The 23,833-nt window shown below is 65.3% G+C and carries 30 protein-coding genes and 1 tRNA gene; 14 read left to right on the top strand and 17 right to left on the bottom strand.

All coding sequences use genetic code 11. From position 1 onward, the window contains the following. The first annotated feature begins 38 nt into the window (after positions 1 to 38). From AZSI13_RS15250 to AZSI13_RS15240, 3 genes are read left to right on the top strand one after another with little or no spacing between them, the layout of a single operon-like run. Positions 39 to 1,697: a nitrite/sulfite reductase gene (locus AZSI13_RS15250; protein WP_109042047.1), complete on the top strand. Its 1,659-nt coding sequence runs from the start codon at positions 39 to 41 to the stop codon at positions 1,695 to 1,697. Continuing rightward, complete coding sequence (locus AZSI13_RS15245; RefSeq protein WP_109042046.1) at positions 1,694 to 2,188, top strand: DUF934 domain-containing protein; 495 nt, start codon at positions 1,694 to 1,696, stop codon at positions 2,186 to 2,188. The genes AZSI13_RS15250 and AZSI13_RS15245 overlap by 4 nt, the downstream gene beginning before the upstream one ends. Next, positions 2,185 to 3,075, top strand: coding sequence for a DMT family transporter (locus AZSI13_RS15240; protein ID WP_109042045.1), 891 nt, complete (start codon positions 2,185 to 2,187; stop codon positions 3,073 to 3,075). The genes AZSI13_RS15245 and AZSI13_RS15240 overlap by 4 nt, the downstream gene beginning before the upstream one ends. Here the strand turns inward: AZSI13_RS15240 and AZSI13_RS15235 are convergent. From AZSI13_RS15235 to pyrE, 4 genes are all read right to left on the bottom strand, one after another. Then, on the bottom strand, positions 3,072 to 3,380 hold the full coding sequence (locus AZSI13_RS15235) for an AzlD domain-containing protein (RefSeq protein WP_109042044.1): 309 nt from the start codon (positions 3,378 to 3,380) through the stop codon (positions 3,072 to 3,074). The two genes, AZSI13_RS15240 and AZSI13_RS15235, sit on opposite strands and share 4 nt — an antisense overlap. Next, the gene (locus AZSI13_RS15230) at positions 3,377 to 4,039 is read right to left on the bottom strand and encodes an AzlC family ABC transporter permease (RefSeq protein WP_235609794.1); all 663 of its coding nucleotides are present in this window, start codon (positions 4,037 to 4,039) and stop codon (positions 3,377 to 3,379) included. The genes AZSI13_RS15235 and AZSI13_RS15230 overlap by 4 nt, the downstream gene beginning before the upstream one ends. A gap of 80 nt (positions 4,040 to 4,119) precedes the next feature. Next, positions 4,120 to 4,824, bottom strand: a complete 705-nt coding sequence (locus AZSI13_RS15225) for a hypothetical protein (protein ID WP_109042042.1) — start codon at positions 4,822 to 4,824, stop codon at positions 4,120 to 4,122. Beyond that, positions 4,805 to 5,449 carry an orotate phosphoribosyltransferase gene (gene pyrE / locus AZSI13_RS15220; protein WP_109042041.1) on the bottom strand — a complete coding sequence of 215 codons (645 nt, stop codon included), beginning with the start codon at positions 5,447 to 5,449 and terminating at the stop codon, positions 4,805 to 4,807. Before pyrE ends, AZSI13_RS15225 begins: the two co-directional genes overlap by 20 nt. Before the next feature lie 54 nt (positions 5,450 to 5,503). On the opposite strand from pyrE, the gene AZSI13_RS15215 reads away from it, so the two are divergent. The 7 genes from AZSI13_RS15215 to AZSI13_RS15185 all read left to right on the top strand — a co-directional run bounded on the left by AZSI13_RS15215 (position 5,504) and on the right by AZSI13_RS15185 (position 9,530). Continuing rightward, entirely contained in the window at positions 5,504 to 6,289 is a 786-nt protein-coding gene (locus tag AZSI13_RS15215) for an exodeoxyribonuclease III (RefSeq protein WP_109042040.1), read from the top strand. 135 nt (positions 6,290 to 6,424) lie between these two features. Next, positions 6,425 to 6,745 (top strand): YqjD family protein, encoded by a 321-nt coding sequence (locus tag AZSI13_RS15210; protein ID WP_109042039.1) that lies wholly within the window; start codon positions 6,425 to 6,427, stop codon positions 6,743 to 6,745. A gap of 80 nt (positions 6,746 to 6,825) precedes the next feature. Beyond that, positions 6,826 to 7,257 carry a phage holin family protein gene (locus tag AZSI13_RS15205; RefSeq protein WP_109042038.1) on the top strand — a complete coding sequence of 144 codons (432 nt, stop codon included), beginning with the start codon at positions 6,826 to 6,828 and terminating at the stop codon, positions 7,255 to 7,257. Then, positions 7,254 to 7,562 carry a YqjK-like family protein gene (locus AZSI13_RS15200; protein WP_109042037.1) on the top strand — a complete coding sequence of 103 codons (309 nt, stop codon included), beginning with the start codon at positions 7,254 to 7,256 and terminating at the stop codon, positions 7,560 to 7,562. Before AZSI13_RS15205 ends, AZSI13_RS15200 begins: the two co-directional genes overlap by 4 nt. A 1-nt stretch (position 7,563) precedes the next feature. Then, positions 7,564 to 7,890: a hypothetical protein gene (locus AZSI13_RS15195; protein WP_235609793.1), complete on the top strand. Its 327-nt coding sequence runs from the start codon at positions 7,564 to 7,566 to the stop codon at positions 7,888 to 7,890. Between the two features lie 92 nt (positions 7,891 to 7,982). Continuing rightward, the gene (locus AZSI13_RS15190) at positions 7,983 to 8,915 is read left to right on the top strand and encodes an exopolyphosphatase (protein ID WP_109042036.1); all 933 of its coding nucleotides are present in this window, start codon (positions 7,983 to 7,985) and stop codon (positions 8,913 to 8,915) included. Positions 8,916 to 9,110: 195 nt separating this feature from the next. Further along, positions 9,111 to 9,530, top strand: coding sequence for a secondary thiamine-phosphate synthase enzyme YjbQ (locus tag AZSI13_RS15185; RefSeq protein ID WP_109042035.1), 420 nt, complete (start codon positions 9,111 to 9,113; stop codon positions 9,528 to 9,530). 40 nt (positions 9,531 to 9,570) lie between these two features. On the opposite strand, the gene AZSI13_RS15180 is transcribed toward AZSI13_RS15185, so the two are convergent. The 11 genes from AZSI13_RS15180 to AZSI13_RS15130 all read right to left on the bottom strand — a co-directional run bounded on the left by AZSI13_RS15180 (position 9,571) and on the right by AZSI13_RS15130 (position 19,640). Further along, positions 9,571 to 11,112, bottom strand: a complete 1,542-nt coding sequence (locus AZSI13_RS15180) for an MFS transporter (RefSeq protein ID WP_201262407.1) — start codon at positions 11,110 to 11,112, stop codon at positions 9,571 to 9,573. Positions 11,113 to 11,114: 2 nt separating this feature from the next. Further along, on the bottom strand, positions 11,115 to 11,711 hold the full coding sequence (metW, locus tag AZSI13_RS15175; RefSeq protein WP_109042034.1) for a methionine biosynthesis protein MetW: 597 nt from the start codon (positions 11,709 to 11,711) through the stop codon (positions 11,115 to 11,117). Between the two features lie 11 nt (positions 11,712 to 11,722). Next, on the bottom strand, positions 11,723 to 12,850 hold the full coding sequence (locus tag AZSI13_RS15170) for a homoserine O-acetyltransferase (protein WP_109042033.1): 1,128 nt from the start codon (positions 12,848 to 12,850) through the stop codon (positions 11,723 to 11,725). Between the two features lie 189 nt (positions 12,851 to 13,039). Further along, positions 13,040 to 14,776 (bottom strand): phosphoenolpyruvate--protein phosphotransferase, encoded by a 1,737-nt coding sequence (gene ptsP, locus AZSI13_RS15165; RefSeq protein WP_109042032.1) that lies wholly within the window; start codon positions 14,774 to 14,776, stop codon positions 13,040 to 13,042. Between the two features lie 60 nt (positions 14,777 to 14,836). Continuing rightward, positions 14,837 to 15,115: an HPr family phosphocarrier protein gene (locus AZSI13_RS15160; RefSeq protein ID WP_109042031.1), complete on the bottom strand. Its 279-nt coding sequence runs from the start codon at positions 15,113 to 15,115 to the stop codon at positions 14,837 to 14,839. Between the two features lie 31 nt (positions 15,116 to 15,146). Continuing rightward, complete coding sequence (locus AZSI13_RS15155) at positions 15,147 to 15,539, bottom strand: PTS sugar transporter subunit IIA (protein ID WP_109042030.1); 393 nt, start codon at positions 15,537 to 15,539, stop codon at positions 15,147 to 15,149. Positions 15,540 to 15,564: 25 nt separating this feature from the next. Beyond that, on the bottom strand, positions 15,565 to 15,756 hold the full coding sequence (locus AZSI13_RS15150; protein WP_109042029.1) for a hypothetical protein: 192 nt from the start codon (positions 15,754 to 15,756) through the stop codon (positions 15,565 to 15,567). A 26-nt stretch (positions 15,757 to 15,782) separates the two neighbouring features. Further along, the gene (locus AZSI13_RS15145; protein ID WP_109042028.1) at positions 15,783 to 16,823 is read right to left on the bottom strand and encodes an FAD:protein FMN transferase; all 1,041 of its coding nucleotides are present in this window, start codon (positions 16,821 to 16,823) and stop codon (positions 15,783 to 15,785) included. Further along, a complete protein-coding gene (gene gshB, locus AZSI13_RS15140; protein WP_109042027.1) occupies positions 16,811 to 17,758 on the bottom strand; it encodes a glutathione synthase in 948 nt (315 codons plus the stop codon). Before gshB ends, AZSI13_RS15145 begins: the two co-directional genes overlap by 13 nt. Before the next feature lie 90 nt (positions 17,759 to 17,848). Further along, positions 17,849 to 19,129 carry a glutamate--cysteine ligase gene (gshA, locus tag AZSI13_RS15135; RefSeq protein WP_109042026.1) on the bottom strand — a complete coding sequence of 427 codons (1,281 nt, stop codon included), beginning with the start codon at positions 19,127 to 19,129 and terminating at the stop codon, positions 17,849 to 17,851. A gap of 169 nt (positions 19,130 to 19,298) precedes the next feature. Further along, the gene (locus tag AZSI13_RS15130; RefSeq protein WP_109042025.1) at positions 19,299 to 19,640 is read right to left on the bottom strand and encodes a DUF1840 domain-containing protein; all 342 of its coding nucleotides are present in this window, start codon (positions 19,638 to 19,640) and stop codon (positions 19,299 to 19,301) included. A gap of 205 nt (positions 19,641 to 19,845) precedes the next feature. On the opposite strand from AZSI13_RS15130, the gene can reads away from it, so the two are divergent. From can to AZSI13_RS17365, 3 genes are all read left to right on the top strand, one after another. Beyond that, the gene (can, locus tag AZSI13_RS15125; RefSeq protein WP_109042024.1) at positions 19,846 to 20,502 is read left to right on the top strand and encodes a carbonate dehydratase; all 657 of its coding nucleotides are present in this window, start codon (positions 19,846 to 19,848) and stop codon (positions 20,500 to 20,502) included. A gap of 169 nt (positions 20,503 to 20,671) precedes the next feature. Continuing rightward, complete coding sequence (locus tag AZSI13_RS15120) at positions 20,672 to 22,234, top strand: acetyl-CoA hydrolase/transferase family protein (protein ID WP_109042023.1); 1,563 nt, start codon at positions 20,672 to 20,674, stop codon at positions 22,232 to 22,234. A 173-nt stretch (positions 22,235 to 22,407) separates the two neighbouring features. Beyond that, positions 22,408 to 22,617: a hypothetical protein gene (locus tag AZSI13_RS17365; protein WP_133247331.1), complete on the top strand. Its 210-nt coding sequence runs from the start codon at positions 22,408 to 22,410 to the stop codon at positions 22,615 to 22,617. A gap of 93 nt (positions 22,618 to 22,710) precedes the next feature. Here the strand turns inward: AZSI13_RS17365 and AZSI13_RS15115 are convergent. After that, positions 22,711 to 22,787 (bottom strand) — tRNA-Arg (locus AZSI13_RS15115). A 123-nt stretch (positions 22,788 to 22,910) separates the two neighbouring features. Between AZSI13_RS15115 and AZSI13_RS15110 the strand changes: the two genes are divergently transcribed. Beyond that, positions 22,911 to 23,354, top strand: coding sequence for a cytochrome c5 family protein (locus AZSI13_RS15110; RefSeq protein WP_109042022.1), 444 nt, complete (start codon positions 22,911 to 22,913; stop codon positions 23,352 to 23,354). A gap of 92 nt (positions 23,355 to 23,446) precedes the next feature. Here the strand turns inward: AZSI13_RS15110 and AZSI13_RS15105 are convergent, their stop codons facing one another. Beyond that, complete coding sequence (locus AZSI13_RS15105) at positions 23,447 to 23,764, bottom strand: hypothetical protein (protein ID WP_109042021.1); 318 nt, start codon at positions 23,762 to 23,764, stop codon at positions 23,447 to 23,449. Between the last annotated feature and the right edge of the window lie 69 nt (positions 23,765 to 23,833).

Raw genomic sequence — 23,833 nt, 5'->3', positions numbered from 1 at the left:
CCGGCTTCGCCCCAACCCCAGAGAGATCATAAAAAAACATGTATCGCTACGACGCCATCGACCAAGCCCTGGTGGACGAGCGGGTGGTCCAGTTCCGGGACCAGATGGCCCGCTACCTGGACGGCCGCCTCTCCGAAGACGAATTCCGTCCCCTGCGCCTGCAGAACGGCCTCTACGTGCAGCGCCACGCCCCCATGTTGCGGGTGGCCATTCCCTACGGCACCCTGAGCAGCCCCCAGCTGCGCCAGCTGGCCCGTATCGCCCGCACCTACGACCGGGGCTACGGCCACTTCACCACCCGCTGCAACGTGCAGTTCAACTGGGTGCGCCTGGAAGACACGCCGGATATCCTGGCCGAACTGGCGACGGTGCAGATGCATGCCATCCAGACCTCCGGCAACTGCATTCGCAACATCACCAGTGATCCCTTCGCCGGGGCCTCCGCCGATGAAGTTTTCGATCCCCGGCCCTATTGTGAGCTGCTGCGCCAGTGGTCGGCCCTGGCGCCGGAATTCCTCTTCCTGCCGCGCAAGTTCAAGATCGCCGTTTCCGGCGGCGAGACCGACCGGGCGGCCGTGCGCTTTCACGACATCGGGGCCCGGGCCGTGGTGGGGGCGGACGGCGCCCCGGGCTTCGAGATCTACGTCGGCGGCGGCCTCGGCCGCACCCCCATGGTGGGCCAGCGCCTGCACGAATGCCTGCCCCGGGAGGAGTTGCTGAATTACTTCGAGGCCATCCTGCGGGTGTACAACCGCCACGGGCGGCGGGACAACAAGTACAAGGCCCGCCTGAAAATCCTGGTGAAGGACCTGGGCCTGACGGAGTTCTCTCGCCAGGTGGATCAGGAATGGGCCTACAGCCGGGGCGGTGCCAACACCATCGCCGAGGCCGAATTCCGCTACATGGAGCAGTTCTTCCAGCCCCCCGCCGCTGCCCCGGAGCCGGTGGAAGACCCGGCCATTCGCCCGCTTTTGGCACGGGACAAGGCCTTTGCCCGGTGGGTGGCGCGCAATACGGCACCCCACCGGGAGACCGGCTGCGCCATCGTCACCCTGTCCCTGAAAAAGACCGGCACACCGCCGGGGGATGCGTCGGCGGACCAGATGGAGGCGGTGGCCCGGCTGGCCGAGGCCTACAGCGGCGGCGAAATTCGCGTCAGCCACGAGCAGAACCTGGTGCTGCCCCGGGTGCCCCGGCGCTGCCTGCACGCCCTCTGGCAGCAGGCCCGGGAGGCCGGCCTGGCGACGCCCAACATCGGCCTGCTGACCGACGTGGTGTGCTGCCCCGGCGGCGACTTCTGCTCCCTCGCCAACGCCAAGTCCATCCCGGTGGCCGCGGCCATCCAGGCGCGTTTCGATGATCTGGATTACCTCTTCGACCTGGGGCCGGTGGAACTGAACATCTCCGGCTGCGTCAATGCCTGTGGGCACCATCACATCGGCCACATCGGCATTCTCGGCGTCGATAAGAACGACGAGGAGTGGTACCAGGTCACCCTGGGGGGACGGGAAGGCGTGGATGGCGCCCTGGGCAAGGTCATCGGCCCGGCCTTTGCCGCCGAGCGCATCCCGGAGGTCATCGCCAGCCTGTTGCAGACCTATGTGGACCTGCGCCAGGAAGGTGAAACCTTCAGCGAGGCCCTGGCCCGTCTGGGGCTGGAGCCATTCCGGCTGGCCGTTTATGGAGCGCGCCCATGAGTGTCGTCAATGTGGTGATCAAGGATCGGCAGCTTGTGGCTGATGCCTGGAGCTGGCTGCAGTCCCCCGGTGAAACCCTGCCCCACCCCGGTGCCGGGCTGATCCTGCCCTGGGCCGGCTGGCTCGGCACCGGCGCCGCCCTGGCGGCCAAGGGATACCGAGTGGGCGTGTGGCTGGGGCCGGAGACGGCGCTGGCCGACCTGGAAGCCCACTGGCCGGCCCTGGCTGCCCTGCCCCTGATTGCCGTGCACTTCCCCGCCTTCACTGACGGCCGTGGCTATTCCCTGGCCCGGGACCTGCGTCGCCTCGGCTATGGCGGCGAGCTGCGGGCTGTCGGCCAGGTGCTGCGGGACCAGCTGCTCTTTCTCGAACAGTGCGGCTTTGATGCCTTTGCCCTGGCGCCGGGCCAGGACCCCGAGGCCGCCCTCGCCGGCTTCAGCGCCTACAGTCACCGCCCCGGCCTGCGTCGCCGGGCCGCGGAGCCCGTATGAGCAGCGATGCCGCCAGCCGCCGCCGGGGTTTTCTCGCCGCTGCCGGCGTGGTGCTGTGCTGGTCCGGCTTCAACATCGTCTCCCGCTTCGGCAGCCGGGGCGCCTTCACGCCCTACGACATTGCGGCCCTGCGCTTCGGTGTCTCGGCTCTCATCGCCCTGCCCTTCTTCCTGCGTCTGGCCCGCTTCGAGGACTGGGGCAAATACCTGGTGCTGGCCCTGTGCGGCGGCATCGGCTACAGCCTGCTGGTCTACTCCGGCTTTTCCTACGCGCCGACCGCCCACGCGGCGGTCTTCGTCAACGGCGGCATTCCCTTCTGGACGGTGCTGATCCTGGCGGCGCTGGCCGGTTTCCACATTGCCCCCATGACCCTGCTGGCCCTGCTCGTCTCCCTGGCTGGCATCGTCCTCATTGCCTGGGAGAGCGTCTTCATCGCCAGTGGCGCCGGCTACTGGCGGGGAGATGCGCTCTTTCTCCTGGCCGCTGCCAGCTGGGCGGTGTTCGGCCTGCTGATGCGACACTGGCGCATCGGCCCGACGGTGGCCATCACCGCCGTGGCGGTCTTTTCCGCAGCCCTTTATCTGCCGGTCTACGGCTGGTGGTTGCCCAGTACCCTGGCCACGGCGGGCTTGCCGGCCATTGCCTTGCAGGCGGTCTATCAAGGGCTGGTGGCGGCCCTTTGCGCTGGCTGGATGTACAGCTATGCGACCCAGAGCATCGGACCCACCCAGGCTTCCATGATGCTGGCCCTGGTGCCGGGCTTGTCGGCCCTGGGAGGCGCCTGGTTGCTGGGAGAGTCTCTGGGCGGGGTGGGCCTGGCGGGCATCGTGGTGGTGTCTGCCGGTGCCCTGTTGGGGGCGCTGGCCAACCGCCCGGGACAGACCTAGAAGGCGGAGAAGAGCCCGAGGGCAGCGAAGCCGCTGGCGATGGTGAGCAGGGTGTGGCGCTTCCAGGCGGCCACGCCGATGGCCACCAGGCCGGCCCAGAAGCGCGGCCCCAGGTGCAGGCTCCCGGCCTGCAGCAGCAGTTCCGGCGCCACCAGGGCGGTGAGGGCGGCGATGGGCACGAAGGGCAAGGCCGCAGCGAACCAGGCCGGGGCGCGGAAACGCCCTTCGGCAGCGATGAAAGACAGGCGGATGAGGAAGGTGAGCAGCCCCGCCGTGCCGAAGAGCAGCCACAGTTCGCCGTTCATGGCTGCCGCTCCTGGCCTGCCCGTCGCGGTTGCAGCAGGACACCGGCGGCCAGCCCGGCCAGGGCGGCAACGAACAACCCCAGCTTGTAGGGCAACCCGGCAGCGAGGACCGCAGCGGCGCCGGCCACCAGGGCGGCCGCCAGGCGGGTCCGGCTGTTGATGAGGGGTACGACGATGGCGATGAAGGTCAGGGGCAGCGCGAAATCCAGGGGCAGCTCCGCCGGCAGGCCCTGGCCCAGCAGCACGCCGGCCAGGGTGGAGAGCTGCCAGCCGCTCCACAGGGCCAGGCCGCTGCCCAGCAGCAGCCAGTGGCGCACCGCCCGGTGGGCCGGGTCGAGCAGACGGGGAATGGCGGCGGCGTAGGCTTCGTCGGTAAGCAGGTAGGCCAGCAGCCACTTCCACGGCCAGGAAAGATGGCCCAGCAGGGGCGCCACGGAGGCGCTGTAGAGCGCATGGCGCAGGTTGAGCACAGCCACAGCCCCCACCATCAGCAGAAGGGGGGCGCCGACGCCGATCAACTGGGCCAGGAGGAACTGGGCCGAGCCGGCGAAGACCACCGAAGACATGAGTACGGCGGCAAGGGGGGGGATGCCCGATTGCAGGGCGACCATGCCGTAAATGACGCCAAAGGGAGCGACGCCCAACAAGAGGGGCAGCAAGGCCCGCGCGCCCAGCAAAAAAGCCGCCCCTGGGCTCAGCGGGCGGCTTGTGCCGGCTAAGGTGTCGGCCTCTGAGTTCACTAGCGGGTCGGCGGACTCGGGGGGGCGATGAGGGCCGGGTGGAGGCCTGCTGGATTGGCCGTCTTGTTGCGGGTCAGCTCGATGTAGCGGCGCTTGTCCTGGTCGTACTTCTGGCGCATCTGCTCCAGTTCCTGGCGACGGCGTTCGAGTTGGTCCTTCTGCACCCGCTGGTCGTATTCCGCATCCTTGATTTTTTTGTGCAGCTCCGGCGGCACCGGGTGGTTCTTGTAGAACTCCAGTTCGCCCTTGGATTGCTGCAAGGTCTTCTGGGCTTCGGCCAGACGGCCCTCACCTTGCTTGATCAGGCTTTGCAGATCCTGCTCGTTGCGGGTGCGTTGCTGGTCGATGTCCTTTTCGCTGCTGTAGGTGTTGAGCAGGGCCGTGTCCTTGCGCTCCTGTTCCTTGCGGGCGGCCTCCGCCTCCTTCTGGCGTTGTTCTTCCCGCTCCTTCTGGGCCCGCTGCTCCGGCGTCAGGGGCGGCCCGATCTGGCGGGAGACACCCTGGCCGTTCAGCTCCTTGTAGCCCTTGGCCTGGCACTGGGGTGGCAGCGTATCGCCGCAGGTCTTCTGACCCTCGATCTCGCAGCAATAGAGCTTGAACAGGCGACCGGAACCGCTGTCCCCCGGCGCGGCCTGGAGGGCCTGGGCGAACAGCAGGGCCAGCAGGCCCAGCGGCTTGAGGAATTTAGGCGCGGGATACCCCATAGTTGCTCCGGTAGGCAGCTACGGCGGCTTGGTGGGCCGCCAGTTCATGGTGGTTGGAAAGGTAGGCCATCAGGTCTTCCAGGTTGGCGACGGCAACCACGGGAATGCCGTAGTCCCGCTCCACTTCCTGGACGGCGGAGAGTTCGCCGGTACCTCGCTCCATGCGGTCCAGGGCGATCACCACCCCGGCCGGGGTGGCCCCGGCGGAACGGATCAGTTCCACCGACTCGCGTACCGAGGTGCCGGCGGAAATGACGTCGTCCACGATCAGCACCCGGCCCTGCAGGGGGGCGCCGACGATGGTGCCCCCTTCGCCGTGGTCCTTGGCTTCCTTGCGGTTGAAGGAATAGGGCAGGTTGCGGCCTTGGCTGGCGAGGGCCACACCTACTGCGGCTACCAGGGGGATGCCCTTGTAGGCCGGGCCGAAGAGCAGGTCGAACTGCAGGCCGGATGCGGCGATGGCTTTGGCGTAGAATTGGGACAGGCGCAGCAGGGAGTCGCCGTCGTTGAACAGGCCGGAATTGAAGAAATAGGGCGAGAGCCGCCCGGCCTTGGTCTTGAACTCGCCGAAACGCAGCACCTGGCGGGCCACGGCGAACTCGATGAACTCCTGACGAAAATCCATAACTTTCCCGTATCTGTATCTATCAATCGCCGCTTGGCGCGGCGCAACAAGGCAATGTTACGCATCATCTCCCTCAATCTCAACGGCATCCGCTCCGCCTTCAACAAGGGGCTGGCCGAATGGCTGGCCGTGCAGGACGCCGATATCGTCTGCCTGCAGGAACTTAAGGCCCAGGCGGCCGACCTCACGCCGGCCATGTTCAACCCGCCCGGCTACACCGGCTATTTCCATTACGCCGAGAAGAAGGGTTACAGCGGCGTCGGCCTGTGGTGCCGCCGGGCGCCGGACCGGGTGATCGAAGGCATCGGCCACGCCGGCTTCGATGCGGAAGGGCGCTACATCCGGGCCGACTTCGGCAATCTCTCGGTGATTTCCGTTTATGTGCCTTCCGGCTCCAGCTCCCCGGAGCGCCAGGAGGCCAAGTTCCAGTTCATGGATGAGTTCGCTCCCGTCCTCGCCGCGCTCCAGGCCGAAGGCCGGGAAGTGGTGCTGTGCGGTGACTGGAACATCGCCCACAAGGAAATCGACCTGAAGAACTGGAAGGGCAACCTCAAGAACTCCGGCTTCCTGCCCGAGGAGCGGGCCTGGATCGGCGACCTGTTCGAGAATAAGGGCTGGGTGGATGTGTTCCGCCGCCTCTACCCGGAAGCCGGCGGTGAGGCCTACACCTGGTGGTCCAACCGCGGTCAGGCCTGGGCCAAGAACGTGGGCTGGCGCATCGACTACCACATCGCCACTCCGGGCATTGCCGCCACGGCCCGGCAGGGCGCGGTGTACAAGGAACAGCGTTTCTCCGACCACGCGCCCCTGAGCATCGACTACGATTTCCCGCTGGCCTAGTTCCGGCGGCCCTGGCGAGGCTATGCCGCGTTGATTTTGGCCCCGACTCCCGCTACTCTGATGGACTCGCACTGACGGCCCAGCTGGAGCCCCGCTGCAAGATTTCTGCCACATACTCCGACACGAGGAAATGCCATGAACGCCAATACCGATCTGCCCGCCGTCTCCAAGGAAAAGCTGGTCACCGACCTGAAGGTGGTGGTTGCCGACGCCGAAGAACTGCTGCGTGCCACTGCCAGCTCCGCCGGCGAAAAGGTTTCCGAACTGCGCGAGAAGATCCAGGATCGTCTGCGCGACGCCAAGATCCGCCTGGCTGACGCCGAGGCCGCCCTGGTGGACAAGACCAAGGCCGCCGCTCGCGCCACCGACGACTTCGTGCACGAAAACCCCTGGAAGGCTGTCGGCATCGCCGCCGGCGTGGGTCTGCTGCTCGGCGTCATCATCGGCCGTCGCTAATCCTGGCTGGCTGCAAGCGGAGGGGCACGGGCCCTTCCGTGTCGTTTTTTTCTGCCTCACCGCCTTCTTCCGGAACATCCATGGCCGACCACAGCTCGGGTTTCTTCGCTTCCCTGAAACGCCTTCTGGCTACCCTGGTGGCCACCGGCAAGACGCGCCTGGAACTCTTCGCCACGGAACTGGAAGAAGAGAAAATCCGCCTCACCCAGCTGCTGGTGTGCACCGTCGCCGCCCTGGTCTTCCTGTGCATCGGCATGGTGTTGCTGGTGGCCCTGATTGCGGCCGCCTTCTGGGAAAGCCGCATCGTCATCTTCGCCATCTTCTCCCTCATTTTCATCGGTGGCGGCCTGGCCCTCACCGCGGCCGCCTTGCGCCTGGGCCGCCGCCGTTCCGGTCTGTTCTCCTCCACCATCAATGAGCTGCAGGCCGACCTGGATGCCCTGCGGGCGGCCCAGGCCGAAGCCGAAACGGCCGCCGCGAATGGTGGCCAGGGCGACAACCGCCAGCCATGAACCAGCGTCTGCTCGAACTGGCCCATAAGCGGGGCCGGCTTACCGCCCGCATCCAGGCCCAGCGCGAGGCCCTGGCGGCCGATGCCTGGCCTGTGGCGGCCACCCTGGAGGCCGCCGATAGCGGCGCCCGGGGCCTGCAATGGCTGAAGACCCATCCGGGGACCGTGGGGGCCGGCCTGGCCCTCAGTTTCATCCTGCGGCCGAAGCGGGTTTTCCGCTGGCTGCGTCGGGGCTATCTGGCCTGGCGCGGCTACACCACCCTGCGCCAGCGCCTGGACGACCTGGGCCGGCGGGCCCGGGGCTGAGGTGAGCGCCCCCGAACCGGGTGTTGCCGCGGCGCCCCTGCCTGATACGGCGGCCGAGAAGAACCTGCTGCGGCAGTTGTTGGCCGCCCAGAAGCGCCAGTCCCGCTACGTTGTTACCGAAATCCTGCAGATGCGGGGCCTCATGCCCTTGCTCATGAAAACCCGCAACGGCGGGCAGTGGTCCACGGCGGAAAAGGCTGAGCTATTGCTGCATTTGCGCCGGCTTTCCCGTCTTTCTCCCTATCTGCTGTTACTGCTCTTGCCGGGGTCGGCCCTCATCCTGCCGTTCTACGCCTGGTGGCTGGACCGCCGCCGGCAGCGCCGCTGAGGCCCGGGAACCGGGCCTTTCCCCATGCGCGGCCCGGCCTGGGCTGCTAATATTCTCAGATCGATCTTTAGCCTTAGTGGAGCGTAGCCACCATGAGTCAGAACAAGTACCGCCTCGTCACCCGTAGCGATTTTGACGGCCTGGTCTGTGCCGTGCTGCTGAACGAACTGGAGATGATTGACGACATCAAGTTCGTGCACCCCAAGGACATGCAGGACGGCAAGATCGAGATCAACGAGCGGGACATCACCACCAACCTGCCCTACGTGGCCGGCGCCTACCTGGCCTTCGACCACCACCTTTCGGAAACCCTGCGCAACACCGGCGAGCGCCCCAACCACATCATCGACGCCAAGGCACCCTCCGCGGCCCGGGTGGTGTACGACTATTACGGCGGCAAGAAGGCCTTCCCCAATATCGCCGACGACATGATGGTGGCGGTGGACAAGGCCGACTCGGCCCAGTTTTCCAAGGAAGAGATTCTCGACCCCAAGGACTGGGTGCTGCTCAACTACCTGATGGACGCCCGCACCGGTCTGGGCCGCTTCCGCGATTTCCGCATCAGCAACTACGCCCTGATGATGGACCTCATCCAGTACTGCCGTAACCACGGCATCGACGACATCCTGCAGTTGCCGGACGTAAAAGAGCGGGTGGAGCTGTATTTCGACCAGGCCGCCAAGGCCAAGGAACAGATCCTGCGCTGCAGCACCGTGCACAAGAACCTGGTGGTGCTGGACCTGCGCAACGAGGAAACCATCTGGGCCACCAACCGTTTCATGATCTACGCCCTCTTCCCCCAGACCAATATCTCCATCCACGTCATGTGGGGGGTGCAGAAGCAGAACACGGTCTTCGCCACCGGCAAGTCCATCCTCGACCGCGGCAGCAAGACCAATGTGGGCGAACTGATGCTGGAATACGGCGGCGGTGGTCACCATGCGGCCGGTACCTGCCAGGTGGACAACGACAAGGCGGCGGCCACCCTGCAGGCCCTGATCGCCCGCATCAACGCTGACGGCTGATTGGTTACGTTGCGTTACCGACGGTAACCACTCTTAACCGCAGCTAACGGGGGCTCTTGCTAGTATCTGACCATACTTTCAGGAGCCCTTTTCATGCGCGCCGCCGACGTCAATAAAGCCCTTATCCTGGCCCCGGCCCTTCCCCTGACCCTGCTCGGGATGGCCTTTGCCTGGTACCTCTGCCTCTAATTTTCCATGCCCCAGGCCCTGCGCCGACTCGAACTGCACAGCCAGGGCCGCGGCCTCTGCGACTTCTCCGCTGCGGTACGCGATTTCGTCGCCGGTAGTGGCATCCGCCAGGGCCTGCTCACCGTCTTCTGCCGCCATACCTCGGCTTCCCTGCTCCTCCAGGAAAACGCCGATCCCTCGGTACAACGGGATCTGGAGCGCTTCTTCGCCAAGCTGGTGAAAGATGGGGACCCAGCCTTCGAGCATGACCTTGAAGGGCCGGACGACATGCCCGCCCACATCCGCAGCGCCCTGACGCAATCTTCCATCGGCATTCCCGTTTGTGACGGGCGCATGGTGCTGGGCACCTGGCAGGGTATTTACCTTTACGAACACCGCCACCGGGGCCACACCCGGGAGGTGGTGCTGCATCTGATCGGTGACTGAAAGACGTAGGAGGGCGATGGCGGGTGACTGAGGTCAGCCCTCAGTCGTCCACCGCACCGGCCGTGTCGGGAGCGCCCAGGGCCAGCAGAGGCTGGCGCATCCACCACACCATGACGACGCCGGGCACGGCCACCAGGATTGAGAAGAGGAAGAAGGCCGGCCAGCCGATGGCTTCGGAAAGCACGCCGGAGAGGGGACTGACGTAGATGCGCCCCACCGCGGCAAAGGCTGAAAGCAGGGCGTAATGGGTGGCGGAGAAACGGTGGTTGCACAGGCCCATGAGCAGGGCGACGAAGGCCACGGTGCCCATGCCGCCGCTGATGTTCTCGCCGGCGATCACTGTCAGCAGCAGCCAGTCCAGGCTGGCCGGGGTATGCAGGGAAACGATGCCCCAATCGAAGGCCGGCACCATCACCGCTCCCCAGGCCCCCTTGCCGAGCAGGGCCAGCAGGTAGAAACCGAAGTTGGAGAGCAGCTGCAGCACGCCGAACAGCAGCAGGGAGCGGAACAGGGCCAGGCGGGTCATGATGAGGCCGCCGATGAAGGCTCCCAGGATGGTCAGCCAGATGCCGATGACCTTGTTGGCAATACCTACTTCCTCCTGCAGGAAGCCCATGCCCTTGATGAGAAAGGGCGTGGTCAGGCTGCCGGCAAAGGCATCCCCCAGCTTGTAGAGGACGATGAGCAGGAGAAAGGCACCGGCTCCGGTCTGGGCGAAATAGCTGTTGAGGGACTGGTTGAGGGTCTCGAAGCCGGCCTTGCGGGCGCACCACCAGGCCAGGGGCAGAGCAACGGCGATTTCGGCGAGGACGAAGAGCAGCTGCACCCACTTGTTGGCATCTTCGGGATTCAGGCCCAGCACCAGCAAGGCCTGGCGCGCCAGGAAGTAGCCCACCACGACGCCGCCGAGCATGGCGGCAAACCCCAGGAGTTCCTTTTTCGGGTCCGAAGCCAGGGGCTTGTTGCTGCTATTTACCTTCGGTACTGCCAGCAGGGAGAAGGCGGCACAGGCCAGCAGGATGGCGGCCATCACCGCATACACCTTGGGCCAGGACTGCCACTGGCCGGCCCAGATGAGACTGATGCCGCCGGAGAGGATCATGGCCAGGCGATAGGCAAAGACGTGCACCGAAGCACCGAGGCCCCGCTCCGTCTCCGTCAGCAGGTCGGTGCGGTAGGCATCCACCACCACATCCTGGGACGCGGAAAGGAAAGCCACGGCCACCGCGGCCAGGGCGAACAGCTGGGGCGCCGTCGCCGGTGACAGGCCGGACATCAGCCACAGCAGCCCGCCCAGGGCCAGTTGGGTGAGCACCAGCCAGCCCCGGCGCCGGCCCAGGAAGGGCGGCTCGAAGCGGTCCATGAGGGGCGCCCAGAGAAACTTGAAGGTGTAGGGAATGCCCACCAGGCCGAAGAAGCCGATGGTGGCCAGGTCGATGCCGTCCACCGTCAGCCAGGCCTGCATGGCCTGGCCGGTGAGGGCCAGGGGCAGGCCGGAGGCGAATCCCAGCACCAGGATGGCGGCCAGGCGCCAGGTCCGGCCCAGACGGGCGCCGGCGGAAAGGACCGCGGCCTCGGCCACGCTCAGTCCCGGCCCAGGCGGCAGATGGCCAGGCTGGCGAGGAAGTTGGGGTCTTCCGTCACTTCCTTGCCTTCGTCGAAAGCCTTCAGCTCCCGCATGGCGATGCCCTTTTCCTCACACAGGGCCTGGAAGTCGGCGATGGTGAAGAAGCGCACGTTGGGGGAGTCGTACCACTGGTAGGGCAGATCCTTGGAGACCGGCATACGGCCATTGAGGATGGCCTGGCGGTGCAGCCAGTAGCCGAAGTTGGGGAAGGAGACCACGGCCTCCCGGCCCACCCGCAGCAGTTCTTCCAACAGGGGCACGGTGCGGTGCACGGTCTGCAGGGAGAGGGACATGATGGCGTGGTCGAAAAAGCCGTCTTCAAAGCCGGCCAGGCCCTGCTCCAGGTTGCTCTGGATGACATTGACGCCCTTGCCGACGCAGGCCAGCACGTTGGCCGGGTCGATATCGACACCGTAGCCGTGGGTGTTGCGCTGTTCCGCCAGGAACTTGAGCAGGCTGCCGTCGCCGCAGCCCAGGTCCAGCACCCGCTCGCCGGGGGCGATCCATTTGGCGATGACGTCGAAATCGAAGCGGTCGAGGGAATTATTGGTCATGGCCGCCTCCTTTAAACCGTGATGCCCTGGAAGTACGTCCCTAGCACCGCGTGGTACTGGGCGTCATCCAGGAGGAAGGAATCGTGGCCGGCATTGCAGTCGATCTCGGCGTAGGACACGTCCCGGTTGTTGTGCAGCAGGGCGTACACCATTTCCCGGCTGCGCTCCGGGGCAAAGCGCCAGTCGGTGGTGAAGGAGACCAACAGGAACTTGGCGGTTGCCCGGGCCAGCGCTGCCTTCAGGTCGCCGCCGAAGTCCCGGGCCGGATCGAAGTAATCCAGGGCCTTGGTGGTGATGAGGTAGGTGTTGGCGTCGAAGAAGCCGGCGAACTTTTCCCCCTGATAGCGCAGGTAGGACTCGATCTCGAAATCGACGTCGTAGTTGTACTTGAGCACCCCTTGGCGCAGCTGGCGGCCGAATTTCTCGCCCATCTGGTCGTCGGAGAGGTAGGTGATGTGGCCCACCATGCGCGCCAGGCGCAGGCCCCGGGCCGGCACCACGCCGTGCTCGTAATAGTTGCCGCCGTGAAAGTCCGGGTCGGTGAGAATGGCCTGGCGGGCCACTTCGTTGAAGGCGATGTTCTGGGCGGTGAGCTTGGGGGCCGAGGCAATGACCAGGGCGTGGCGTACCCGCTCCGGGTACTTCAGGCTCCACTGCAGGGCCTGCATGCCGCCCAGGCTGCCACCGAGAATGGCCGCCCACTGGCCAATGCCGAGGCAGTCAGCGAGGCGGGCCTGGGTTTCCACCCAGTCCTCCACCGTCACCACCGGGAAATCGGCGCCATAGGGCCTGCCGGTGGCCGGGTTGATCGAGGAGGGGCCGGTGGAGCCGTAACAGCCCCCCAGGTTGTTCACCCCGACGACAAAGAACTTGTTGGTGTCCAGGGGCTTGCCCGGGCCCACCAGGTTGTCCCACCAGCCGATGTTCTTCGGGTTGTCGGCGTAATGGCCGGCGACGTGGTGGCTGCCGGAGAGGGCATGGCAGACCAGGACCGCGTTGGAGCGGTCAGCGTTGAGGCTGCCGTAGGTCTCATAGACCAGATCGTAGGCGCCGAGAGTAGCGCCACTGGCCAGCTGGATGGGTTCGGCGAAATGAGCCTTCAGGGGGCTCACCACACCGACGGAATGCTTGTCTGACATCGCAGGATCAATCACCAAAACAAAACGCCCAGTCGGAACGACGAGATTGGCTCGGGCTCGGACTGGGCATCGGTCCTCGCTTTAGCCGTATTTATTAAGCGCCCGCAAGCTGATGGATTTCAAATCGGCGCTGATGGAACATGATAAACCTCGGCAACTGGGAGCGCAAACCGGGCTCCCGGGCCGGGGTCAGGCATTGAGCTTTTCGATCTGTTCGCGGATTTTTTCCGGCTCGCTGTAGCGCAGGATCTTGCGCACGATGGGGGCGATGTCGCTGACGTCGCTCTTCAGCACATGCTGCTTCACCTCCAGAATCTGGGAGGGATGCATGGAGAAGATGCGCAGGCCCATGCCCAGCAGCAGCCGGGTCAGGGCCGGGTCGCCGGCGAGCTCGCCGCAGACGGAGACCGGCAGGCCGGCCTTGTCGCCGCTGTAGATGGTGTGGGCCACCAACATCAGTACCGCCGGATGCAGCGGGTCGTAGAGATGGGAGACAGTTTCGTCGGAACGGTCGATGGCCAGGGCGTACTGGATCAGGTCGTTGGTGCCGATGGAGAGGAAATCCAGGCGCCGCAGGAACATGCCGATGGCCAGGGCGGCGGCGGGAATCTCGATCATGCCCCCCACCTCGATGCCTTCGTCGAAGGCGACCTTCTGCTCCCGCAGGCTCTGCTTGGCCCCTTGCAGCGCGGCCAGGGTGGCGTCGATCTCGTGGGCGTGGGCCAGCATGGGAATGAGGAGCTTCACCTTGCCGTACTTGGAAGCCCGCAGGATGGCCCGCAACTGGGTGCGGAACATTTTCGGCTCGGCCAGTTGCAGGCGGATGGCGCGCAGGCCCAGGGCCGGGTTGGTCTGCACCCGGTCCATGGCATCCAGGCTCTTGTCGGCCCCCAGGTCGAAGGTGCGGATGGTCACCGGCCGGCCTTCCATGCCCTTCACTACCTTGCGGTAGGCCTCGAACTGTTCGTCCTCCGTCGGCATGTCGCCCCGGTTGAGGAAGAGGAATTCGGTGCGGAACAGGCCGATGCCGTCGGCGCCGGCGGTACGGGCCGCCTCCACGTCTTCCGGCAGCTCGATGTTGGCGTACATCTGCACGTCCACACCATCGATGGTGCTGGCCTTCATGGTCTTCAGGCGCTTCAGCTTGGAGCGTTCCAGCTCCAGCTCGCTCTTGCGCAGGCGGTATTCCTCCAGCACCCGCTCGTCTGGATTGATGATGACCACGCCCCGGGTACCGTCGATGATCAGGAGTTCGCCGTCGCGGATTAGGTCCCGCGCCCGGTGCAGGCCGACGATGGAGGGAATGGCCATGGAACGGGCCAGGATGGCGGTATGGGAGGTGGCGCCGCCGACGTCGGTGATGAAGGAGGCGAAGCGCTGCTCCTTGAAGCCGATGGTGTCTGCGGGCGACAGGTCGTGGGCGACGATGATCTGGTCTGCTTCCTTGACCCCCTTGCGGGCCCGCAGGGCGGAGCGCCCGGGATGGCCGAGCAGCACCTTGACCACCCGCTCCACCACTTGCACCACGTCGGCCTTGCGTTCCCGCAGGTAGGCATCGTCGATGGCATCGAACTGCTCCACCAGGCGTTCCATCTGCTGCACCAGCGCCCATTCGGCGTTGCAACGACGCTCCCGGATGATCTGCTTGGGCACTTCCGACAGTTCCGGGTCGGCCAGGATCATGCCATGCAGATCGACGAAGGCCCGTAACTCAGCCGGGGCATTGCCCTTGCCGGCTTCCACCTTGAGCAGTTCCAGCTCCGCCTGGACGGCCAGGATGGCCTCTTCGAAGCGGGCCACTTCCTTGTCCACCATGCGCGGGCCCAGGGTCAGGTGGGCCACTTCCAGGGTGGCGTGGGACATGAGCTGGGCCACCCCGATGGCAATGCCGCCGGAAACGCCAAGGCCGTGGATGGTGAAACTCATGTCGGTCTCCTGAATTTTATAGTTTTGGGCCGCTGACTATCCTGGGGGATGGGCCGGGGTTTACTCGCCTTCGCCGAATTTGTCGGCAATCAGGGCCAGGAGTTCCTGCAGGGCCTGTTCCGCATCGTCGCCGATGGTCTCCACCGCTACGGTGCTGCCCTTGCCGGCAGCCAGCATCATCACGCCCATGATGCTCTTGGCGTTGATGCGGCGGCCGTTGCGCTCCATCCACACCTCGCTCTTGAAACGGCCGGCCAGCTGGGTGAGCTTGGCGGAGGCCCGGGCGTGCAGGCCCAGCTTGTTGACGATCTCGGTTTCGGCGCGACAGGTCTGGCTCATGCAAACTCCTTGGCTTCGGTGGCGCCCGGCCTCAGGGCAGGGCTGCCGTACATTCGCTGGCAGCGGTGAGGGCTTTGTCCCGCAAGGCTTCCAGGGGCAACTGGCGGTAATTGATGGCCCGCAGCAACATGGGCAGGCTGACGCCGGCGGCACCCGCCACACGCTCCGGCACCAGCAACTCCCGGGCCGCATTGGCCGGGGTGGCGCCGAACAGGTCGGTGAGCAGCAGCACGCCGTCGCCATCGTCCAGGGCAGCGATACGCCGCCGGGCTTCGGCCAGGAGCGCTTCCCGGTCCTCGTCGTGGCCGGCCTTCAGGCCTTCCACCCGTTCGGCCGAGACGTCGCGGCCGAGTACGTGGGAGGCGGCACCAATGAGGGCGGGGCCGATGTCGCCGTGGGCGATGATCAAAATTCCAACTGTCATTCTAGCGTAAGGTCCTGCCGGGAAATCAAAGTCTGGCGCCGAAGACGGCGAGGGTTGCGAGGAGCACCAGGGCTGCCGCGGCGTAGCCGGCGACCCGGGTGAAGGTCAGGATGCGCTGGCGTTCCGCCGCCTCTGCCCCAAGCAATGCATGGATACGCCGAAGGGCGGCGATGCCGACACGACGGCGCACGGCGGCTTCGATCAGCGGGTCGGTCATGGGGCATCCTCCTGGGACAGCTTGGTCTAGGGGGATATTACCGTTGCACCCTTCACCCCGTCTGCCCATTTGAGGCGCTCGGACAAACCTTTGGTGACCTGGATGCTGCCATCTGCATCCACTCGCAGGGCCTGGGTGACGCCGGTGGCCTGGGCCAGACGGCTCCAGTCCCGCGCACCGGCAATGAAAAGGGGCTTGGAGAGGGCGTCAGAGAGGGTGCCGGCCTGGGGCCCCGGCGGAATGAGCACAGTCACCGCCTGGGTGCCCGGGGCCGGAAAGCCGGTGCGAGGGTCGATCAGGTGGCTGTAGCGTTTGCCATCCAGTTCGAAGTAGCGCTGGTAATCGCCGGAGGTGCCGATGGCCTCGCCATCCTTCAGCGTGATGCTGGCCAGGGGGCCGGCCTGGCGCGGATGCTGGATGCCCACCCGCCAGGGATCGCCGTTCTTTTCCCCGAGGGCCAGGACATTACCGCCGATATTGATCAGGGCGTTGCGGATGCCCCGTTCCTTGAGAATGGCGGCGGCCCGGTCCAGGGCCACACCCTTGAGGTAGCCGCCCAGATCGATGGCCACCGAGGGATTGATGCAGAAGACCGTGTCGCCCTTGAAGCTCAGATCCCGCAGGGAAGGTCGTGCCGCCGCCAGAAAGCTGGCCCGGTTGGGGTCCGGCAGGGCTGGCTTGAACTCGTCGGCGTGGAAGCCCCACAGCGCCACCAGGCGGCCGATGGCCGGGTCGAACAGCCACTGGCCCTTGGCGGCGATGGCTTGGGAGTCCTGCAGCAGTTGGCGTAGTTCGGGGGAAACCTTGAGGGGCTTGCCGGCGGCGATGGCCTCGTTGAGCCGGGTCAGCTCCGAGGGTTGCCAGGCATGGTAAGCCCGGTGCAGGCGGTCGAATTCCTGCAGCACGGCGCTGACGGCGGTCCGGGCATCGGCCTCGGGAACGCCGGCCACCAGCACCTCGACCCGGGTGCCGAAGACATAGGCTTCCTGCTGAGCCAGAGGGGCTTGGGTGCAGGCAGTGAGGAAGGACAGCAAACAGGCCAACAACAGGGGTGCTACGAACCGCATGCGTGCTCCAGGGCGGTGATGAAGGCGCCGGCCACGTCGAAGCCGGTCTGTTGCTGAATCTCCACCATGCAGGTGGGGCTGGTGACATTGATTTCCGTAAGCCAGTCGCCGATCACGTCCAGACCCACCAGAAACAGGCCCCGGGCGGCCAGGATCGGCCCCAGGGTCTCGGCGATCTGCCGGTCCCGGGGCGACAGTTCCTGGGCCACGCCGGTGCCGCCCACGGCCAGGTTGCCCCGGGTTTCGCCGGCCTTGGGAATGCGGGCCAGGGCGTAGGGCACGGGCTTGCCGTTGATGAGCAGGATGCGCTTGTCGCCGTGGCTGATCTCGGGGATGAAGCGCTGGGCCATGACCGTGCGCTGGCCCAACTGGGTCAGCACCTCGATGATGACGTTACGGTTGGGCTCGTTGCGGTGCACGCGGAAGATGGAACTGCCGCCCATGCCATCCAGGGGCTTCATCACCACGTCGCGCTGGGCATCGATGAAGGTCTGCAGGGCGTGGGCATCCCGGGTGACCAGGGCGGGCACGGTGAACTGGGGGAATTCGGTGGTGGAGAACTTCTCCGAGTGGTCGCGCAGGGCCTGGGGCTTGTTGAAGATGCGTGCCCCTTCGGCCTCGGCCCGCTCCAGCAGCCAGGTGGCGGTGACGTACTCAACGTCGAAGGGCGGGTCCTTGCGCATCACCACCGCATCGAATTCGTTGAGGCCGCGCAGGCCCCGGCCGATTTCCCGGTACCAGTCGTGGTCATCGGGGCGGGCGTGGAGTTGCAAGGCCTCGGCCTGGACGCCGGAGGCCTGGGTCCAGCGCAGGCTGTCCGCCTGGATGGCCCAGACTTCGTGGCCGTGGCGTTCCGCCGCCCGCATCATGGCGATGGAGGAATCCTTGTAGGCCTTGAGCTGGTCCAGGGGGTCGACGATGAAGGCGATGCGCATGGGTTGTCCTGAGGGGCGGGGAGCGTTGAGCGGCCTGTTCAGAGAGGGCAAAGCCGGGAAGGTTCCCGCTCCGCCTCCCCAAGGTGCCGATTACTCGGCCGGCGCGGTATTTTCCAGCTCGACGGAGGCTGCCAGCAGGGCCAGGCGAGCCACCACGCCGTAAGCGTAGAAGCGGTTGGGCGGGGCATCCGGGGCCAGGGCGTGTTCGGGCTGGTTGCAACAGGTTTCGAAGGCCAGGGGCTCGAAGTGCATGCCCGGGGCGTTGAGATTTTCATCCTTGGCCCGGCCGCTATGCACCCGGTAGAAGCCGCCGACCACGTAGCGGTCGATCATGTACACCACCGGCTCGGCGACACCGTCATTGATGCTTTCAAAGGTGTGCACCCCCTCCTGGATGATCACCTCGGAGACTTCCAGGCCTTCCTTGACGACACTCATCTTGTTGCGCTGCTTGCGGTTGAGGCCAGTGACTTCGGAAGCGTCCTTCACCGTCATCACGCCCATGCCGTAGGTGCCGGCATCGGCCTTGACCACCACGTAGGGGGTCTCGGTGACGCCGTATTCCTTGTACTTCTCGCGGATGCGGGCGAGCAGGAAATCCACCTGGCCGGCCAGGCAGTCCTCGCCCTGGCGGTCGTGGAAGTTGATCTGGTTGCAGACGGCAAAATAGGGGTTGATGCGCCAGGGGTCCAGGCCCAGGTGGGCGGCGAAGTCGGTGGCCACCTGGTCATAGGCGGCAAAGTGCTGGGACTTGCGGCGCACCGCCCAGCCGGCGTGCAGGGGCGGCAGCAGGAACTGCTCGTTGAGGCCCTTGAGGATTTCCGGCACCCCGGCGGAAAGGTCGTTATTGAGCAGGATGGCGCAGGGGTCGAAGTCCTTCAGGCCGAGGCGGTACTGGGTGCGTACCAGGGGTTCCAGTACCAGGCTATGGCCGTTGGGCAGCTCGATGGTGGTGGGCGCGGTGATCTCCGGCAGTAGGGTGCCGATGCGCACGTTGAGGCCGGTCTGACGCAGGATGGTGGCCAGCTGGGCCACGTTCATCAGGTAGAACTGGTTGCGCGTGTGGTTCTCGGGGATGAGTAGCAGGTTGCGGGCATCGGGACAAATCTTCTCGATGGCCGACATGGTGGCGTGCACGCACAGGGGCAGGAAGGCGGGATTCAGGTTGTTGAAGCCGCCGGGGAAGAGATTGGTATCCACCGGGGCCAGCTTGAAGCCATTGTTGCGCAGGTCCACTGAGCCGTAGAAGGGCGGGGTGTGTTCCTGCCACTGGCCGCGCAGCCATTGCTCGATGCGGGTGCTGTCATCGAGGAAGCGTTTTTCCAGGTCCAGCAGGGGGCCCGTGAGGGCGGTGGTGAGGTGGGGAACCATGGGATGCCGTCTCCGGGGGTCGGCGAACGCCGTTGTAGTTGAGACGGGCAATCTTACCAAATCGGGCCGCCTCGTCCCCTCCGGAATTCCCCGTAATGCTGATGGAATCGCTTGGGGCAGCCTGGGCCGGGCTGGAGACGCAAGCTCGGCCAAAGGAGGGGCAGCGGGGTCAGGCGTCGTGGAAATCCTGGGCCGCGACCCAGGTCACCGGCTTGTTGGCCAAGTGGGCCCGGTCGATCATGCGGATGAAGGGCTGGGCGCGCTGGGAGAGGGCCACCAGCTCGTGGGCTTCGATGCCGATGCCGCTATCGGCGTGTTCTGCCTGCTCCTGGGCGGCGTCGCCGTTGCGGTGGCCGAGGGCGGCGAGCCGGGCCAGGGCCTCGGGCATTTCCTCTGGTGTGATGACGCCGCGGGCGGTCGCTTCCTTGCCGAGGATGCGCAGTAGGGCCCGGGCCACATCGGCGAAGGTGATGACGTCAGCGGTGGCGACGGACTGGAACTTGACGATCATGGTGGTTCTCCCTGGCGGCCGGTCTGTCAGTGAGCCGGCCGGAAATTTGCCTGTTCACCACCCGTAATTGACTGGCAGGGGCTTGAACAGGTCGTCAAAAAGTAATTTTACCTTTGCCAGATGGGTACTTAGGCGGATTTTCCGCCATACGCCGACGCATGGGGTAAAATGTCGTTATTCATAATTATGAAATGAAAGCGGAAGCATGGGCTCCAGGCTTGCACACCTCTTCGAGCAGAACCGGCTATGGTCCGAGCGCATCCGCGCCGAGGACCCGGAGTTCTTCGACCGTCTGGCCAAGCTGCAGAACCCGGAATACCTGTGGATCGGCTGTTCCGATTCCCGTGTGCCGGCCAACCAGATCACTGGCCTGCAGCCGGGTGAGGTGTTCGTGCATCGCAACGTGGGTAACGTGGTGGTGCACAGCGACCTGAACTGTCTCTCGGTGCTCCAGTATGCCGTGGATGTGCTCAAGGTAAAGCACATTCTGGTGGTGGGCCACTACGGCTGCGGCGGCGTCAAGGCAGCCCTGGAGAACACCCGGGTAGGCCTGGTGGACAACTGGCTGCGCCACATCCAGGACGTGCGCCAGAAACACTGGGGCATTATGTCCGTCATCACCGATCCCCAGCTCCGCCACGACCGGCTGTGCGAACTGAACGTGATCGAGCAGGTGCTCAACATCTGCCACACCACCATCGTCCGCGACGCCTGGGAGCGTAACCAGGATGTCACCGTACACGGCTGGGTCTATGGCCTGGCCGACGGCCTGGCCCACGACATGCACATGTCGGTCAATTCCCATCAGGATACCCACGCGGCCTACGAGGCTGCGATCGCCCAGATCGGCTCGCCGGCCTGATCTGCACCCGAAGGAAGGCCGCCCCCAACACGGGCGGCTTTTTGCGTATGGGGGCGGCTATCGCCGCCCTGCCGGCCAGCAGTAAAAGAGAGCAGCCAGCGTCAGGCACCGGGCCAAACAAGAGCATCGGACCGCCGCTGTCCCACAATTCACAGCAGGAGTTTCACCCATGTCCGCAGGAACACGGATTCTCAATGCTGCCCTGCGCAGCAAGATCATGTCGGCCGAGCAGGCCGCCTCCCTCATTCAGTCCGGCATGAACGTCGGCATGAGCGGCTTCACCGGCGCCGGCTACCCCAAGGTGGTGCCCGCCGCCCTGGCCAAGCACATCATGGATTCCAATCTGAACGGCAAGAAGTTCAAGATCGGCGTCTGGACCGGTGCTTCCACCGCCCCCGAACTGGACGGTGCCCTGGCCATGGTGGATGGCGTCGAGATGCGTCTGCCCTACCAGTCCGATCCCACCTGCCGTAAGCGCATCAACGCCGGCGAGATGGAATATATCGACATCCACCTGTCCCACGTTTCCCAGTTCGTCTGGGGCGGCTTCCTCGGCAAGCTGGACGTGGCCGTGGTGGAAGTGGCCGGCATTACCGAAGACGGCAAACTGATCCCGTCTTCCTCCGTCGGCAACAACAAGACCTGGCTGGACCAGGCCGACAAGATCATCCTCGAAGTGAACTCCTGGCAGAGCCTGGAGCTGGAAGGGATGCACGACATCTATTACGGCACCGCCCTGCCGCCCCATCGCAAGCCCATTCCCATCGTCCGCACCGAAGACCGCATCGGCCAGCCCTACTTCAACGTGGACCCCAGCAAGATCATCGCCATCGTCGAGACCGACAAGCCGGACCGCAACTCCGCCTTTACCCCGCCGGATGCCAACTCCAAGCTGATCGCCGGCCACATCCTGGACTTCCTCCAGCATGAGGTGAAGATGGGCCGCCTGCCGGCCAACCTGCTGCCCCTGCAGTCCGGCGTGGGCAACGTGGCCAACGCCGTGATGGCCGGCCTCAAGGATGGTCCCTTCGAAAACCTCACCGCCTACACCGAAGTGCTGCAGGACGGCATGCTGGAACTGCTGAAGTGCGGCAAGATGACCTGTGCTTCCGCCACTTCCTTCTCCCTCAGCCCCGAAGCCCTGGCCGACCTCACCGCCAACCTCAAGGACTTCAAGGACAAGATCATCCTGCGGCCCCAGGAAATCTCCAACCACCCGGAAGTGATCCGCCGCCTCGGCGTCATCGCCATGAACGGGCTCATCGAAGCCGACATCTACGGCAACGTGAACTCCACCCACATCATGGGCACTTCCATCATGAACGGCATCGGTGGCTCCGGCGACTTCGCCCGCAACGCCTTCATCTCCATGTTCATGACGCCTTCCAGCGCCAAGGGCGGCACCATCTCCTGCATCGTGCCCATGGTCTCCCACGTGGACCACACCGAGCACGACGTGCAGGTGATCGTCACCGAACAGGGCCTGGCCGACCTGCGCGGCCTCTCCCCCAAGGCCCGGGCCAAGGTGGTCATCGAGAAGTGTGCCCACCCCAACTTCAAGCCGGCCCTGCAGGAGTACTACGAGCGTTCCCTGCGCTACTCCCCTGGCCGCCACACGCCCCACCTGCTGGACGAGGCCTACACCTTCCTGCCCAACTGGGTCGCCAACAAGGCCGCCCGGGAAGCCTGGCGCGACGACGGCATGGTGCAGGCCGACGCCTGGAAGAAATAAGGCGGCATTGCCGTTGTACAAAAGCCGGCCTGCGGGCCGGCTTTTTCATGCCCTGAATCAATGCCTCGGGTGGGACAGAAGCCCGCCTTGCCGACCTGGCGGGGCGGGAGGGGAACTGCCGTGAGCCCCCGGTCATATCGCCCGTCTCAGTAATGGCAATGGCAGGATGGGTTGTGCATCGCGTCGTCACAAAATGTCTGGATCACCGCGGCAAATGGATGGTGGATGCCGGCCCCTGGCTGGCTTCACAGGACGATGCGGCGGACTGGGCGGAACGCTTCCGGCGGGTCGGCTACCAGGTCAGCATCGAGACCATGGCCAACCATATCCAGGCGGGTGGGGAGAATTTGGGCCTACAGGACGCCCTGGAGCACCGGATGTAGGCCATCCGGTCGGGGCTTCCCGGTCAGGGGAAATTTCGCGGAGGAGAAAAAGAAAAAGGCTACCTGGTCGGTAGCCTTTTTCTCTTGAATTACTGGCGCGCCCGGCGCGATTCGAACGCACGACCCCTGCCTTCGGAGGGCAGTACTCTATCCAGCTGAGCTACGGGCGCTAAAGGGGACGGCAAGAATACCCGGTTTTCTCCCTGGCGTCCATGCCCTTGCGTGGGAAGGCTCTGACTTTACGGATATAATTCCACCTCCCCTCCCCCCAACAGTAATCAAAGGATTTCAGCATGGCTGAGCAAAAAGAAACCTCCAGCAAGTCCATCATGTATTGGTCCATCGCCGTGGCGGTGGTCCTGATGATTCTCATCGTTCCCCTCTCCAAGCTGGGCAAGGGTACGGCCGGCGGCGCCAATAGCGACGATGCCGACGCCCGCATCGCTCCGGTGGCCAAGGTTGCCCTGCATGTTGCCGGTGCCGCCCAGGCTGCCGGCCCCGTCGATCCCAAGACTGTCTATAACGGCATCTGCGCCGCCTGTCATGCTTCCGGCGCGGCCGGCGCTCCCAAGGCTGGTGACAAGGCCGCCTGGGCCCCCCGTATTGCCCAGGGCAAGGATACCCTGTACAAGAACGCGATTGGCGGCAAGGGCGCCATGCCTCCCAAGGGCGGTTCCAGCATCAGCGACGATGACTTCAAGAAGGTTGTCGATTACCTGGTGGGTCTGTCCAAGTAAGTCGCGGCAATCTCCAGAAAAAAGGCGCCGGATCGAAAGATCCGGCGCCTTTTTCATTGCTGCGCCTGCCTCAGGGGGCGGCAGTATGGACGTTACTTCTTGGCGGGTTCGGCTGCCTTGGTTTCAGTCTTGGGGGTTTCGGCCTTCTTTTCCACCGCCGGCTTGGCTTCTTCCGTCTTCACCTCAGCCTTGGCGGCGGGATGCTCGGCCTTTTTGGCCACCTTCTTGTGGCTATGCTTGGCGGCCGGCTTGGCTTCGGCTTGGGGGGCTTCGACTGCGGCCTTGGCCGGGGTGGCAGCGGTGGTTGCGGCAGCGGGGGCGGTAGGGGCTGCAGCCGGTGCAGCGGGAGCCTGGGCGAAGGCGGTACCGAAAGCGGCAAACAGGGCGACGGCGAGGATGTTCTTGGTCATTTGTCTATCTCCAGAAGTTGGGCTTTGTTCGTTTCCGGTGGCGAGAAATTCGCCCCCTTGCAGCCAATA

This window comes from Azospira sp. I13 (assembly GCF_003112695.1).
Taxonomy (GTDB): Bacteria; Pseudomonadota; Gammaproteobacteria; order Burkholderiales; family Rhodocyclaceae; genus Azospira.
The sequence above is the reverse complement of the archived record's forward strand: the minus strand, read 5'-3'. Positions and strand labels throughout refer to the sequence as shown.

Coding starts and splice junctions, on each gene's coding strand:
- AZSI13_RS15190 (WP_109042036.1), top strand. CDS start 7,983: ATGAGTCAGAACAAGTACCGCCTCGTCACCCGTAGCGATTTTGACGGC.
- AZSI13_RS15105 (WP_109042021.1), bottom strand. CDS start 23,764: ATGACCAAGAACATCCTCGCCGTCGCCCTGTTTGCCGCTTTCGGTACC.
- AZSI13_RS15240 (WP_109042045.1), top strand. CDS start 2,185: ATGAGCAGCGATGCCGCCAGCCGCCGCCGGGGTTTTCTCGCCGCTGCC.
- pyrE (WP_109042041.1), bottom strand. CDS start 5,449: ATGGATTTTCGTCAGGAGTTCATCGAGTTCGCCGTGGCCCGCCAGGTG.
- AZSI13_RS15250 (WP_109042047.1), top strand. CDS start 39: ATGTATCGCTACGACGCCATCGACCAAGCCCTGGTGGACGAGCGGGTG.
- AZSI13_RS15225 (WP_109042042.1), bottom strand. CDS start 4,824: ATGGGGTATCCCGCGCCTAAATTCCTCAAGCCGCTGGGCCTGCTGGCC.
- AZSI13_RS15235 (WP_109042044.1), bottom strand. CDS start 3,380: ATGAACGGCGAACTGTGGCTGCTCTTCGGCACGGCGGGGCTGCTCACC.
- AZSI13_RS15160 (WP_109042031.1), bottom strand. CDS start 15,115: ATGAGCCAGACCTGTCGCGCCGAAACCGAGATCGTCAACAAGCTGGGC.
- AZSI13_RS15130 (WP_109042025.1), bottom strand. CDS start 19,640: ATGATCGTCAAGTTCCAGTCCGTCGCCACCGCTGACGTCATCACCTTC.
- AZSI13_RS15205 (WP_109042038.1), top strand. CDS start 6,826: ATGGCCGACCACAGCTCGGGTTTCTTCGCTTCCCTGAAACGCCTTCTG.
- AZSI13_RS15200 (WP_109042037.1), top strand. CDS start 7,254: ATGAACCAGCGTCTGCTCGAACTGGCCCATAAGCGGGGCCGGCTTACC.
- AZSI13_RS15155 (WP_109042030.1), bottom strand. CDS start 15,539: ATGACAGTTGGAATTTTGATCATCGCCCACGGCGACATCGGCCCCGCC.
- AZSI13_RS15215 (WP_109042040.1), top strand. CDS start 5,504: ATGTTACGCATCATCTCCCTCAATCTCAACGGCATCCGCTCCGCCTTC.
- can (WP_109042024.1), top strand. CDS start 19,846: ATGGGCTCCAGGCTTGCACACCTCTTCGAGCAGAACCGGCTATGGTCC.
- AZSI13_RS15110 (WP_109042022.1), top strand. CDS start 22,911: ATGGCTGAGCAAAAAGAAACCTCCAGCAAGTCCATCATGTATTGGTCC.
- AZSI13_RS15245 (WP_109042046.1), top strand. CDS start 1,694: ATGAGTGTCGTCAATGTGGTGATCAAGGATCGGCAGCTTGTGGCTGAT.
- AZSI13_RS15210 (WP_109042039.1), top strand. CDS start 6,425: ATGAACGCCAATACCGATCTGCCCGCCGTCTCCAAGGAAAAGCTGGTC.
- AZSI13_RS15170 (WP_109042033.1), bottom strand. CDS start 12,850: ATGTCAGACAAGCATTCCGTCGGTGTGGTGAGCCCCCTGAAGGCTCAT.
- AZSI13_RS15150 (WP_109042029.1), bottom strand. CDS start 15,756: ATGACCGACCCGCTGATCGAAGCCGCCGTGCGCCGTCGTGTCGGCATC.
- AZSI13_RS15185 (WP_109042035.1), top strand. CDS start 9,111: ATGCCCCAGGCCCTGCGCCGACTCGAACTGCACAGCCAGGGCCGCGGC.
- gshB (WP_109042027.1), bottom strand. CDS start 17,758: ATGCGCATCGCCTTCATCGTCGACCCCCTGGACCAGCTCAAGGCCTAC.
- metW (WP_109042034.1), bottom strand. CDS start 11,711: ATGACCAATAATTCCCTCGACCGCTTCGATTTCGACGTCATCGCCAAA.
- AZSI13_RS15120 (WP_109042023.1), top strand. CDS start 20,672: ATGTCCGCAGGAACACGGATTCTCAATGCTGCCCTGCGCAGCAAGATC.
- gshA (WP_109042026.1), bottom strand. CDS start 19,129: ATGGTTCCCCACCTCACCACCGCCCTCACGGGCCCCCTGCTGGACCTG.
- ptsP (WP_109042032.1), bottom strand. CDS start 14,776: ATGAGTTTCACCATCCACGGCCTTGGCGTTTCCGGCGGCATTGCCATC.
- AZSI13_RS15145 (WP_109042028.1), bottom strand. CDS start 16,823: ATGCGGTTCGTAGCACCCCTGTTGTTGGCCTGTTTGCTGTCCTTCCTC.